Annotated in this window: 13 protein-coding genes; 5 read left to right on the forward strand and 8 right to left on the reverse strand. The window is 33.6% G+C overall.

Annotated elements, in window-relative coordinates:
* Positions 1-40 precede the first annotated feature (40 nt).
* The 3 genes from KQI85_RS00310 to KQI85_RS00320 all read right to left on the reverse strand — a co-directional run bounded on the left by KQI85_RS00310 (position 41) and on the right by KQI85_RS00320 (position 3,197).
* The gene (locus tag KQI85_RS00310; RefSeq protein WP_216574047.1) at positions 41-1,132 is read right to left on the reverse strand and encodes a prephenate dehydrogenase; all 1,092 of its coding nucleotides are present in this window, start codon (positions 1,130-1,132) and stop codon (positions 41-43) included.
* A gap of 103 nt (positions 1,133-1,235) precedes the next feature.
* A complete protein-coding gene (locus KQI85_RS00315; RefSeq protein WP_216574048.1) occupies positions 1,236-2,579 on the reverse strand; it encodes a uracil-xanthine permease family protein in 1,344 nt (447 codons plus the stop codon).
* Between the two features lie 36 nt (positions 2,580-2,615).
* Entirely contained in the window at positions 2,616-3,197 is a 582-nt protein-coding gene (locus KQI85_RS00320; RefSeq protein ID WP_216574049.1) for a xanthine phosphoribosyltransferase, read from the reverse strand.
* A gap of 279 nt (positions 3,198-3,476) precedes the next feature.
* On the opposite strand from KQI85_RS00320, the gene KQI85_RS00325 reads away from it, so the two are divergent.
* Both KQI85_RS00325 and KQI85_RS00330 read left to right on the forward strand, forming a co-directional pair.
* On the forward strand, positions 3,477-5,558 hold the full coding sequence (locus KQI85_RS00325; RefSeq protein ID WP_216574050.1) for a translation factor GTPase family protein: 2,082 nt from the start codon (positions 3,477-3,479) through the stop codon (positions 5,556-5,558).
* Positions 5,559-5,791: 233 nt separating this feature from the next.
* On the forward strand, positions 5,792-6,031 hold the full coding sequence (locus KQI85_RS00330; protein ID WP_216574051.1) for a hypothetical protein: 240 nt from the start codon (positions 5,792-5,794) through the stop codon (positions 6,029-6,031).
* A 31-nt stretch (positions 6,032-6,062) separates the two neighbouring features.
* On the opposite strand, the gene KQI85_RS00335 is transcribed toward KQI85_RS00330, so the two are convergent.
* Positions 6,063-6,401, reverse strand: a complete 339-nt coding sequence (locus KQI85_RS00335) for a hypothetical protein (protein ID WP_216574052.1) — start codon at positions 6,399-6,401, stop codon at positions 6,063-6,065.
* Positions 6,402-6,466: 65 nt separating this feature from the next.
* On the reverse strand, positions 6,467-6,943 hold the full coding sequence (locus tag KQI85_RS00340) for a hypothetical protein (RefSeq protein WP_216574053.1): 477 nt from the start codon (positions 6,941-6,943) through the stop codon (positions 6,467-6,469).
* 160 nt (positions 6,944-7,103) lie between these two features.
* Here KQI85_RS00340 and KQI85_RS00345 point away from each other — a divergent pair, with 160 nt between their 5' ends.
* Positions 7,104-7,367, forward strand: a complete 264-nt coding sequence (locus KQI85_RS00345) for a hypothetical protein (RefSeq protein WP_216574054.1) — start codon at positions 7,104-7,106, stop codon at positions 7,365-7,367.
* A gap of 303 nt (positions 7,368-7,670) precedes the next feature.
* Here the strand turns inward: KQI85_RS00345 and KQI85_RS00350 are convergent, their stop codons facing one another.
* Positions 7,671-7,931, reverse strand: a complete 261-nt coding sequence (locus KQI85_RS00350; RefSeq protein ID WP_216574055.1) for a chorion class high-cysteine HCB protein 13 — start codon at positions 7,929-7,931, stop codon at positions 7,671-7,673.
* A 156-nt stretch (positions 7,932-8,087) separates the two neighbouring features.
* Here KQI85_RS00350 and KQI85_RS00355 point away from each other — a divergent pair, with 156 nt between their 5' ends.
* Positions 8,088-8,912 carry a S8 family peptidase gene (locus KQI85_RS00355; RefSeq protein ID WP_216574056.1) on the forward strand — a complete coding sequence of 275 codons (825 nt, stop codon included), beginning with the start codon at positions 8,088-8,090 and terminating at the stop codon, positions 8,910-8,912.
* Positions 8,913-9,048: 136 nt separating this feature from the next.
* A complete protein-coding gene (gene asnB / locus KQI85_RS00360) occupies positions 9,049-10,896 on the forward strand; it encodes an asparagine synthase (glutamine-hydrolyzing) (RefSeq protein WP_216574057.1) in 1,848 nt (615 codons plus the stop codon).
* Positions 10,897-11,218: 322 nt separating this feature from the next.
* On the opposite strand, the gene KQI85_RS00365 is transcribed toward asnB, so the two are convergent.
* Together KQI85_RS00365 and KQI85_RS00370 are read right to left on the reverse strand one after the other, a co-directional pair.
* Positions 11,219-11,815 carry a dipicolinate synthase subunit B gene (locus KQI85_RS00365; protein ID WP_216574058.1) on the reverse strand — a complete coding sequence of 199 codons (597 nt, stop codon included), beginning with the start codon at positions 11,813-11,815 and terminating at the stop codon, positions 11,219-11,221.
* A complete protein-coding gene (locus tag KQI85_RS00370; protein WP_216574059.1) occupies positions 11,805-12,614 on the reverse strand; it encodes a dipicolinate synthase subunit DpsA in 810 nt (269 codons plus the stop codon). Before KQI85_RS00370 ends, KQI85_RS00365 begins: the two co-directional genes overlap by 11 nt.
* Between the last annotated feature and the right edge of the window lie 20 nt (positions 12,615-12,634).

Consider the following 12,634-nt stretch of genomic DNA (forward strand, 5'->3'; position numbering starts at 1 on the left):
CAGGGCTATTATGTTGGCTAATCGATATATCAACTATATATTAATATATAGTATATTTGTGTCTTATAAGAACTTCTTTTGCAAGAAGCACAGAGTCTGAATCATAGAATTCAATTCTAAGAACAGCTTCTTCGAATTCACGATTATGAACAATTCCAATGTTCTTGATGCTTATGTGGTTGGTTGCAAGAATTGTTGCAATAGTCGCAATAGCACCTTCTTCATCAATGATATCACAATACAAAAAGTAAGTCTTATCAATAGGTCCACGTTTGTTATCATTAATAGAATTACGATAATCTCTTGATTCTTCAAAACGCTCATATATAGACTGTTCTTCTCTGTTAGCAATGATATTCTTAAAAGAATTAAGATTATTGCTAAAATTATCAAGGACTTTAACTATATTGTCTGTATTAGTAAGGCATATCTGCTGCCACATCTCAGGTGATGATGATGCAATTCTTGTGATGTCTTTAAAGCCACCGGCAGCAAGGAGTTTCATAGTCTCCTGCTTATTGTCACTATGTTTGATTGTGGCGACAAGACATGAAGCAATTACATGTGGAAGATGACTTATTGAAGCAACAACATAATCATGTTCTTTATAATCAATGACGATTGGAAGAGCACCCATATCACTTACAAGTTGTCTATATTCCTCCACTTTATCCGGAGTACTTTTAGCAGTTGGAGTGATTGCATAATAAGCATTCTCAAGAAGATGATCGCTGCTGTTAATATATCCTGTTTTTTCAGAACCGGCCATTGGATGTCCACCGATAAAGTTGGATTCAAGACCTAGTCGTATAACTTCATTGTGTATGTGAGTCTTAACACTTCCAACGTCAGTGATAAGGCAGGTATCTTTGATAATTGGTTTTAACTTCGCAAGGTATATTGCATTGTATTCGACAGGAGTACATAAAAATATGTAATCACATTTGCTAAATTCATCATTAATCTCAGTACAAATTATGTCAATGATACCATCTTTTTTAGCTTCATTAAGAGAATTGATGCTTCTATTATATGCTATGAGAGTATATCCTCTGTCTAATTTTTTTAAATGTCTGGCGACTGAGCCACCAATAAGTCCAAGGCCAATAAAGCCAAATGTTAAGTTGTTCATATGTTTACCCGCTTCCCTAAAAAATATAAATACTTATATATTCTACAATGTAGGGGGGTATATGTCAACACTACAAAACGTTAAAGTGTAATACAATTATATATTATTGTTTATTATCAGAAGATATATGTGTCTCCATATTTTTTGGTAATACGAGATTAAGAATAATTGATACAATAAATACAACGGCAACACAGTTCTCAGCGAAGACATTGACAACAATCTTAGGGAATATTGCGAATATATCAGGAACTTGTGTAAATCCGATACCAATACTTAGTGAGAGCGCAGCGATAGTAATATTTCGCTGTGTATATCCACAATTACTTATCATCTGAAGACCACTTATTACAATATTGCCAAACATCATAAGTGTACATCCACCAAGAACAGCTTCAGGCAAAGTCGCAAGTAGTGAACCAAATACAGGAAAGATACCTGCGAGTATCATAATAATAGCACCTGCAGCGATTGCAAAACGATTGACAACTTTAGTCATTGCAATAAGTCCTACATTCTGACTAAAAGATGTAATAGGTAGACATCCAAGTAAAGATGATATTGAACTTATAAAGCCATCACATGCGATAGAACCCGATAGCTCTTTATCTGATACTTTACGGTTTAGTCCTGTTGATGCAAGTGCAGAAGTATCTCCGATAGTCTCAGTTGCAGATACTAGGAAGATTAATGTTACTGACACGATTGCATTAAGGTTGAATTCTGGTTTGAATGGCACAATAGCAGGGAATGTGATGATTGAATTACCAGATAAAGCAGAAAAATCAACAACACCCATGCAAAGAGATACAATATATCCAACAATAAGTCCAAAAAGAACAGATAGCTGTTTCCAAAATGATTTTGCAAATATATTAAAGAGAATACAACTTAATAATGTTATAGTTCCAATAATCCAGTTAGTTGCAGAACCGAAGTTCTCACTGCCACTTCCACCACCAAAAGAGGATGCACCGACAGACAGAAGCGAAAATCCAATAGAAGTAACAACACTTGCAGATACTATAGGTGTTATAAGTTTTATCCAGTATTTGGCAAACAATCCAAGAAGTCCTTCAATTATTCCACCTATAAGAACAGCACCAACAATTGCATTATAACCATAAGTTGGACCTATGTAACAGAATACAGATACAAATGTAAAACTTATTCCCATTACAATAGGAAGTCCGGAACCAATCTTCCAGATAGGAAATAGCTGTATAAGAGTGCCGATTCCTGCTATAATCATGGCACTTTGTATAAGAGAAGCACTTTGTTTTGAAGAAAGTCCGCTTGCTGCTGCTACAATAAGAATTGGAGATATGTTGGCAACAAACATTGCAAGTATATGCTGAAGACCAAAAGGTATCGCCTGTTTAACAGGTATCTTTTGGTCAAGAGTATAGAGTGCAGATGAATCAGTAGTAGTTGATGTATTTTTCATTATATAAATCCTTTCAATTAATAGTTATCATAAGTATTATTGTTCACGAAATGTGATTTCGCCGGTTGTAGCATCCATGCTGTCTACAATTGCGAGTGATTCGAGCTGAAAACCAAAGTTTCTGATTATACGACCACCTGGCTGGAATCCTTTTTCAATAGCGATACCAATTCCTTCAACAGTAGCACCTGCTTCGTGGACTATTGATATAAGTCCCTGAAGGGCACAGCCATTAGCAAGAAAATCATCTATAATTAATACATGATCATCAGGAGAAAGAAATTTTTTGGATACAATAACCTGATTTTTGCACTTATGTGTAAAAGATTCAACTTCAGCAACATACATCTCGCCTTCAATGTTGATACTTTTGGATTTTTTAGCGAATACAACAGAAGCATCAAAATATTTGGCAACTATACATGCGATACCAATACCTGAAGCTTCGATAGTAAGGATTTTGTTAATGTTCTTACCTGCAAAACGACGTTTGAATTCTTCTCCCATCTGTTCAAATAGATGAATATCCATCTGATGATTAAGAAAACTGTCAACTTTGAGAACGTTTCCTTCCTTAACTATGCCATCTTTAACAATGCGTTCTTCTAAAAAATTCATTACAAATTCCTCCAATAAATATAATTTAATATAAGGTTAGCAGATTGAGAGAATAATTACAACTTAATTTTAAAAAGAAAAATGATTGGAATAGTTAAAGTGTTATAAGAAATTGGTAAAAGTTATTTTTTTACTTGATTATATGTTAAAAATGACGATATAAAAAGTAATAAGCAATAAATAAAAAGAAAAGTTTAGTTAAAATTTCTAAATTTATTGCAAAATACATAAACAAATAGTAAAATATGTATATAGAATAAATGTATTGGAGGAATTTGTATGAACGTTTTTGACACAGATAAAATTCGTAACGTGGTTCTATTGGGACATGGTGGATGTGGTAAGACAACACTTGCAGAAGCTATGGTATATGCATCAGGTATTACAAAACGTCAGGGAAAGATTTCTGAGGGCAATACAATTAGTGATTATGACAAAGAAGAGATAAAAAGGTCATTCTCAATTAGTACGTCAGTAATTCCTGTAACATGGGAAGATACTAAGATTAATATTCTTGATACACCAGGATATTTTGATTTCGTTGGTGAAGTAGAAGAAGCAGTAAGTGCAGCAGATGCAGCAGTTATTGTAGTTAATGGTAAGACCGGTGTAGAAGTAGGAACAAGGAAAGCCTGGGAGTTGTGTGAAAAATATAATCTTCCACGAATAATATTTGTAACAGGCATGGACGATGATAATGCGAGTTACAGACAGGTTGTAGAAGATCTTACAGAGATATATGGTAAGAGAATAGCACCATTCCATCAGCCAATCAGAGAAAATGAGAAGTTTGTTGGTTATGTTAATATTATAAAAATGAACGGTAGAAGATTTACAGATATAGCAAAATATGAGGAGATAGATATACCTGAATATTCTAAGGAAAATCTTGCAATATTCAGAGAGAAACTTATGGAAGCTGTAGCTGAGACGAGTGAAGAACTTATGGATAAATATTTTAACGGAGAGGAATTCACTTATGAAGAGATTTCAAAAGCCATGCGAGCTAATGTAATAGAAGGAACGGTAGTGCCTGTAACGATGGGATCAGGTGTTAATGTTCATGGAGTATTTATGCTTATGCAGGATATTGTAAAATATCTTCCTAGTCCACAGAGAAAAGAAGTTATGGGTACTAATACTAAGACAGGTGATGAATTTGACGGAGATTATGATGTGTCAAAACCATTTTCAGCAAGAGTATTTAAGACAATCGTAGATCCATTCATTGGTAAATATTCGCTTATAAAAGTATGTTCAGGCAGTGTCAAATCAGATTCATTAGTATATAATGTTACTCGTGATTCTGAAGAAAAACTTTCAAGACTCTATATATTAAGAGGAAAAGAACCAATAGAAGTACCTGAATTAAGAGCAGGAGATATTGGTGCGATTGCAAAACTTACTAATACAAAGACAGGCGATACACTGTCAACTAAAGGATGTCCTGTTGAATATGAGAGAGAAGAATATTCAGTTCCATATACATATATGAGATATAAGACTGTTACAAAAGGTGATGATGATAAAGTCGCAGGTGCACTTGCAAAACTTATGGATGAAGATGTTACATTAAAATGTGTAAATGATGTAGAGAACAGACAGTCACTTATATATGGAATTGGTGAGCAGCAGTTAGAGATAGTTGTAAGCAAACTGCTTAACAGATATAAAGTAGAGATTGAACTTTCAAAACCAAAATTTGCTTTTAGAGAGACTATAAGAAAGAAAGCAACAGCACAAGGAAAATATAAGAAACAGTCAGGAGGACATGGACAATATGGAGATGTCAAGATGGAATTTGAACCATCAGGAGATCTCACAAAGCCTTATGTTTTTGAAGAAAAAGTATTTGGTGGAGCAGTTCCTAAGAACTTCTTTCCAGCTGTTGAAAAAGGTATAGCTGAAAGTGTATTAAAAGGACCTCTTGCAGCATATCCGGTTGTAGGAATTAAAGCAACACTTGTAGATGGTTCATATCATCCTGTTGATTCATCAGAGATGGCATTTAAGATGGCAGCTACAATGGCATTTAAGGAAGGTATAATGGCAGCATCACCGGTACTCCTTGAACCTATAGCAACACTTAAGGTCGTAGTTCCTGATACTTATACAGGTGATATTATGGGAGATCTTAACAAGAGACGAGGAAGAGTAATGGGCATGAATCCATTAGATGGTAAGAAACAGGAGATAGTTGCAGATATACCAATGTCAGAACTGTATGGTTATTCTACAGAACTGCGTTCAATGACAGGAGGATTTGGTGAGTTTTCTTACGAATTTTCAAGGTATGAGCAGGCTCCAACAGATGTATGTGAGCGTGAAATAGCAGCAAGAGCTAAAAAACTTGAACAATAAAAATAGTTTCTGGAGTGCTATTATAGTTGAAAATAATGGCACTCCTCTTCTTTTTTATATAAAATTTCGACAAAAATGAGAAAATAGTACCGAAAATCTACTAAAAATGGTAAAAAGGTACTCTTGAAATTGTATAGAATTATGTATATAATAATCAACGATATAGATGAACATTTTGATATCGATCATTATATATGTAATTATATAAGATCATATAAAAGAGGAGATTAAAGATGGAAATATTCAATAATGTACCTATTAACGCTGACACAGTGGATTATACAAAGTGGCAGACAATCAATGGTGAATCACTTGATATTGCCAATATGAGAATAGAGTATATTGACAGATGCATCGACTTGTTAGATAACCAGATTGCCTGCAAACCATACCATGTTAATGTAGAAGTTTGGAAGAGGTATTTGGAAGTATTTGAGAGCAAACTTAATACAATCTATGCTGAAGCCGTTTAATATTACGTCTACGCAATAGAAGCTGAGATATTCAGACTTTGAGAAGCCTGGTAAGACCGAGAATTGTATCGATTTTACCGGCTTCTTTTTCATTCATGCCACTTTTTATAATATCGATTAGAATTGTAATCTCATCATTAGTGAAAGATATGCCAAGATCTCTTGCAGTTTTGGTTGTAGCAAGAAAGAGTGGAAGCATATCTTCTCCTGTAAGACCTTGACTTTTTTTATAGAATTCATTAATGATGGCCATTTTTTTAGGTTCGATATTGCGTATGCGTGGATCGTTCATGAAGAAATATCTGTTGTTGGTATTATTACTGTTGGTATTATTGTTAGAGTTATTGCTGTTATTATTGTTAATATTCATAGATAACCTCCATATAATTGTGCTTATTTAGATTATAATAGTATGCTTTGTTATAATTAATACTATTAAAACATTGATTTATAAGTTTCAAACATTTCTTTTTGTTCTTTGCTCATCATATTAAAGAGCATATTGTAGAGATTGTTATCATTAGTTTGATTCGAATTTGATTTTTTGTCAGAAGTACTTTGTGTATTGAATAGATTGTTAAGAATATCAGGATTTATAATGTCTTTATATTTTTCATAGTTTTTAAAAGTATTAAGAATCTGCTTTAACTGTTGTATATTTTTACGATTGTCACTATTGCAGTGCTTTTCCATAGTATTTATTAAATCGTTTACAGAACCATTTTTACAAAATTTTTTGATTTTGTCGGTATCATGTTCATATACGTTTATCATATTTTCCATCTCCATAAACATAATGATTATGGCAAATGATTTTTGTGTTGCGATGTCTATGTATGGAAGTGATTCTTTTAACATACAGACAGAATCGTTGTAGATTAACTTATCAAATTCTGTTATTTCAGGTGGCATTGCAATACTCCTTATATGGTTACATTAATATATGCACCAGCTATGTGGACTATGCATATAGATGTAGTATATAAATCTGATTTTGCAAAGAGCTGTTTTACAATTGGTTTTATTGCTTGATCAATATGATAAGCAGCTGATTATAAAAGGAGGGAGCATTTTGAAAAATAATTATGAAAAATCGGAAAAGCCAGGAAGAATTATAATTGAGAATAGTCTGTTCTGCGAGATTGATGAAGAGTGTATATATAGGAAAAACCAAGGTATGGATAGACATAGGACAGATGAATATACTATAAATGAAAATGCTATGAAGGAAGATGTTATAAATGAAGATATTATGAAGAAAGATGCTATGAAGGAAGATGTTATAAATGAAGATATTACAGATGGGCATAATTCAGACAAAAGTAATATAGATTGATTGATAATTGTATTGAAACTGATATATATAATTGTTGCAAGATGTAGATATCGGGATGAATAATCAATATTCACGTAAGATTATAGTTCGGTTCATGGTATATTTCTTTCATTTTTGAAGATGAATAATCATCATTCATGTAAGATTATGTATCGCATTAGCATAGAAAAAAGGGGCATCGCACTAATTCGCTTAGTACGACAGCCCCGATTACTATGATTACTAAGAAAGCATATAGAACATGCTTTACATAGTCTATTCTAGGTGTAATTTAATATTCTTATGAGTGTATATAAGATTAGCTTAGAAGCCGCATCCGTTACCGCATCCACATCCAAAGCTGCCTCCACAACAGAAGCATATAAGGAGAACAAGAACTAATAGGCAATTGTCATTGTTATTGCCACATCCACAGCCATTATTACTTCCACAGCCTCCACATAATAAGAGAATGAGAATAAGCCAGATTATAGAATTACATCCATTATCCTGGCATCCACATCCAAGTCCGTTACAGCCGCCGTTGCAGCCACCTCCACAATTTGTTGCAGCTAAATCACTCATGTTAATTCCTCCAAAAAGATGTTTACACTGAATTATATGAACGGGGCATGTATATGTTTACAAAAAGTTTTTTGGGACAAAAACAAATTATACAGGACGGTGCATATAATAATTATTATAGAGAGAATATTAGATAATTGTAAGGAGTAGAGAGCGATGGATGAGAAGATTTCAATAGCAATTCTTGATTCAGGCATTAATGCTAATCATATAGATTTTGACAGACGTGTAATAGCATTTAAAGATTTTGTTAACAATAAGTCTTATGCATATGATGATAATGGTCATGGAACTCATGTTGCCGGTATTGCAGCAGGCAGCGGGAGGGCATCAAGAGGTAAATATAAAGGCATTGCACCTAATGTTAATCTTGTAATTCTCAAAGTTCTTGATAAGCAGGGAAGAGGAAAGAGCGATAATGTCATAAAAGCCCTTGAATGGATTATTGAGAATAAAAGAAGATATAATATAAGGGTTGTAAATATATCATTTGGCACTTTACCAAAAGACAATGAGACAGATACTCGTCTTATAGCAAATATAGAAAAAGTATGGGATGAAGGTATTGTTGTAGTTGCGGCGGCGGGTAATTCGGGACCGGAATCAGGAAGTGTGACAATCCCCGGAACAAGTAAGAAGATAATAACAGTTGGTTGCGTAGATGACGCAGACATAGATGGAAAGAATCCTAATTATTCAGGAAGAGGTCCTACATCTGAATGTGTAGTAAAACCAGAGATACTTGCGTATGGAAACCGGATAATGTCATGTGGTGTATATAAGAATGGTTATGTAAGGAAAAGTGGAACTTCAATGGCAGCTCCGTATGTAGCAGGTGCAGTTGCACTTTGTCTTAATAAATATCCATCACTTCTTCCGGTAGAAGTTAAGATGAAACTCAGAGATACTGCAATTAATATTCATCAGCCAAGAGAAAAACAAGGTTGGGGAATGATATCGATTAAGGATTTTTTAAGTTAAAATATCTGAATTGAAATTGAAAAGTGATAGTAGATAATAAATCATAGTAAATAGATAATCATTAAAGTGATAGTGTCATTCTCATAAAAAAAGTATTAATGCATACAATATATACAAAAAGCAATGGAGAAAATATATGTGTGGAATAGCTGGTATTGGTGATTATACATGTGATTTTACATTAGAAGAAGGAGTATATAGGAAAAAGGGCAATGATATGATAAGAGCGATAAAACATAGAGGACCTGATGATGATGGCGTATATATATCACAGAATATTATGTTTGCACATGCAAGACTTGCAGTTATAGATGTTGAAAAAGGAAAACAGCCAATGACAGTGAAGATGGGAGAATATTCTTATACGATATGTTATAATGGTGAGATATACAATTATGAAGATATAAGAAAAGATTTGGAACAAAGAGGAATAAAGTTTGTAACACAATCAGATACCGAGGTTGTACTTAGAGCATATATTTTTTATGGAGTACAGTTTGTTAATAGACTTAATGGGATATTTGCAATAGCTATATATGATGAACGTGAAGGAAGACTTATGTTGTTTCGTGACAGAATGGGTGTAAAACCATTATATTATACTAAAAAAGAACAGAGAGTTGTATTTGCATCAGAGATAAAAGCTCTATTTGCATCCGGAGAAATAATGCCGGAAGCTGATTGTAATACCTTCATTGAGATATTCTCAACAGGACCTGCAACAACACCGGGAAGTGGTGTGTTTAAGAATGTAAGTGAAGTCTTGCCTGGATATATGCTTATATTCTCAAGAGCAGGTATAAGGCATGAACCTTATTGGCAGTTAAAAGCGTATGGACATCATGAGAATTATGAAGAGACATTGTCACATACGAGAGAACTGCTTGTAGATTCAATAAAGAGGCAGATGATGAGCGATGTTCCTTTGTGTACTCTTTTATCAGGTGGAGTGGATTCTAGTCTTGTATCATTTGTGGCAGCACATATGTGCAAAAAGAAAAATACAAGGCTTACAACATATTCATTTGATTATATAGATAATAATAAGTATTTCAAACCGTCTAATTTTCAGCCGGGTGAGGATGCACCTTATGTTAAGACAATGGCAGATTATCTTGATACAGAACACAAGTATCTTTTCTGCGATAGCAAAACACTGTATGAGTGTCTATATAAAGCTGTAGATGCAAGGGATCTTCCTGGAATGGCGGATGTTGATTCTTCTCTTTTATATTTTGCAAGTCAAATCAAGAAGAATCATACTGTATGTCTGTCTGGTGAATGTGCAGATGAGATATTTGGAGGATATCCTTGGTTTTTGGATGAAGAATGTATGAAGAATAGAAGATTTCCATGGTCAAAAGATATTGAACTTCGAAAAAACCTTGTAAACAGTGATATTGTAACTAATGATGACATAGATACATATACGAGATGCGTTTATGAGAGTACGATTGCCGATACACCGGTTTTGTTTGACGAGGATGAGATGGCAAAGAAAGAGAGAATGATGACATATCTTAATATAAAATGGTTTATGCAGACTTTATTAAAACGTAAAGATATGATGACGATGGCATCCGGACTTGAAGTCAGAGTTCCATTTGCAGACCATAGGCTTGTAGAATATGTCTATAATGTACCATGGTCAATGAAATATAATAATAATGTAGTAAAATCACTATTAAGAGATGCATTCAGAGGTGCAATACCTGATGAAGTGTTATATAGACGAAAAAGTCCATATCCAAAGACATACAATCCTGAATATGAACAGATATTAAAGGATGCACTATTAGAGCGAATAACAGATGTAGCATCACCTCTTAGACGTATTCTCAATGTGAAGAATGTTATGGAACTGATTAATGGCGAGAGTAATTATACAAGACCATGGTTTGGTCAATTAATGGCAGGACCACAGACATTGGCATATCTTATACAGATAGATTACTGGCTTGTAAAGCATGGCATAAGAGTATAATACAACTAGCAACATAGACATATCATATACATTGTAAAAGAGTATTACAAACATTATAAAAATGTACCATAAGCATTATAAAAGCATATCATATACATTATTAACAGAATATCAATAAAGCAGATATTCTGTTAATAATGTATATGATATGCTTTTTGTATATAAGTAATAAGCAAAAATTTGTTGATATAAAATATGATTAAAAATAGTGACAATACAATGTGATTGCTATAGACACATTGTATTGTCTGATTATCGTGAGTATTGATAAAAACTATGATAACTTAAAAGCTGTGATAAATTAAAAATTGTCTAGTGGTAGTTAAGCATGTGATGATATAACAGGTGATAATTGTGTTCCATTAAGAGCTGCAATTATTGTATCTTCAATGAGCGAAAAATCAGAGATCATTGAATTGGGTTTGTCAACAGGATTATCTTGTGAAAAAGGTACGAAATATATATTTTTTCTGTTAAGAAGAGTGCCAATGTTACTTAGATTGGCAGCTAAAGCATCATTGGTTGATAGAAATATTACAACAGGTCTGTTGTTGCGAAGATGAGATTTTGCAGCCATTAGAACAGGAGTATCTGTTATTGAGGATGCAAGTTTGGCGAGAGTATTGCCTGTGCATGGAGCAATTAAAAAAACATCAAACATCTTTGCGGGACCAACTCTTTCGGCTTGTGTAATAGTACAGATGATGTCTTTTTGCGTAAGTTGTTCAGCTTTGGTTATAAAATGTGATGCAGAACCAAAACGGGTATTTTGGGTATAAGCATTGTAAGAAAAAACAGTGGTCAGGTCATAACCTTTATGATGGAGAGATTCAAGTTCTTCAAAAATTTTTTTAAATGTGCAAAAAGAACCAGTTATTCCTATACCGAGTTTTGTATTAGTTAATGCATCAGATGGCATTAATATCACCTCTTTTATTAATTATGGAACATATAATATCGACAATGCAAAGTGCAATTGAGTATGGTGCTGTTACAGGAGGAATACTACCTGTTTTCATAATGTTAATACCGGCTTTGTTAGCATAATCTATATCAAATCCACCGGAATGTGTTATATCTATAACACAGGTGTGAGAAGATATAGTCTGAAGAGTATCACATGGCGTTAGACGTTCAGGAATAGTATTGAATATATAATCATAATCTGTAAGACTATGACCACACAGATTGTCAATCGATTTACAACCGCTAAGCTCACTACATCTAACAGCAACAGGATCTTTTTCAAATACAGATACATTACTGCCAAGAAGGATAAGTCTTTTAGCAATCTCTTTTCCACATTTTCCATAACCCATTACAAGCGAATTAGAAGTTGAGATAGTGCAATAAGGATTGCCAAGTGCATACATTATAGCACCTTCAGCAGTAGTTATACTATTTTGCATAAGGAAGTAAGGGTTGTTAGAAAAATCATAATTAGAGATACCACGTTCTTTAAAAAAATTTCTGATATCGGGTGGAATATAGCCGGATATGATTGTCTGACGGGATGATATATATTCATACAAATCAGCCGGTGCCTTAAATGGAATAGGCAGGATTATAAAATCAGCACTTGTGATTGTATCTTCAAGTGTGATATTTGAATCCTGCCCGTCTAGAAGGCCGAAAGTTAGAACATCATATCCTTTTTGACACAATAATTCGTATAGATAAACATATCTTTTGTCACCGCCTATAATTGCAATGGTCACATCAGAATCTCCTTTACAGC

This window comes from Falcatimonas sp. MSJ-15, from assembly GCF_018918265.1.
Lineage (GTDB): Bacteria > Bacillota > Clostridia > Lachnospirales > Lachnospiraceae > Falcatimonas.

Bases quoted from the DNA above. Each gene is read 5' to 3' on its own strand.
- KQI85_RS00340 (WP_216574053.1), bottom strand. From the start codon at position 6,943: ATGCCACCTGAAATAACAGAATTTGATAAGTTAATCTACAACGATTCT.
- asnB (WP_216574057.1), top strand. From the start codon at position 9,049: ATGTGTGGAATAGCTGGTATTGGTGATTATACATGTGATTTTACATTA.
- KQI85_RS00330 (WP_216574051.1), top strand. From the start codon at position 5,792: ATGGAAATATTCAATAATGTACCTATTAACGCTGACACAGTGGATTAT.
- KQI85_RS00310 (WP_216574047.1), bottom strand. From the start codon at position 1,132: ATGAACAACTTAACATTTGGCTTTATTGGCCTTGGACTTATTGGTGGC.
- KQI85_RS00335 (WP_216574052.1), bottom strand. From the start codon at position 6,401: ATGAATATTAACAATAATAACAGCAATAACTCTAACAATAATACCAAC.
- KQI85_RS00350 (WP_216574055.1), bottom strand. From the start codon at position 7,931: ATGAGTGATTTAGCTGCAACAAATTGTGGAGGTGGCTGCAACGGCGGC.
- KQI85_RS00355 (WP_216574056.1), top strand. From the start codon at position 8,088: ATGGATGAGAAGATTTCAATAGCAATTCTTGATTCAGGCATTAATGCT.
- KQI85_RS00315 (WP_216574048.1), bottom strand. From the start codon at position 2,579: ATGAAAAATACATCAACTACTACTGATTCATCTGCACTCTATACTCTT.
- KQI85_RS00325 (WP_216574050.1), top strand. From the start codon at position 3,477: ATGAACGTTTTTGACACAGATAAAATTCGTAACGTGGTTCTATTGGGA.
- KQI85_RS00320 (WP_216574049.1), bottom strand. From the start codon at position 3,197: ATGAATTTTTTAGAAGAACGCATTGTTAAAGATGGCATAGTTAAGGAA.
- KQI85_RS00365 (WP_216574058.1), bottom strand. From the start codon at position 11,815: ATGCCATCTGATGCATTAACTAATACAAAACTCGGTATAGGAATAACT.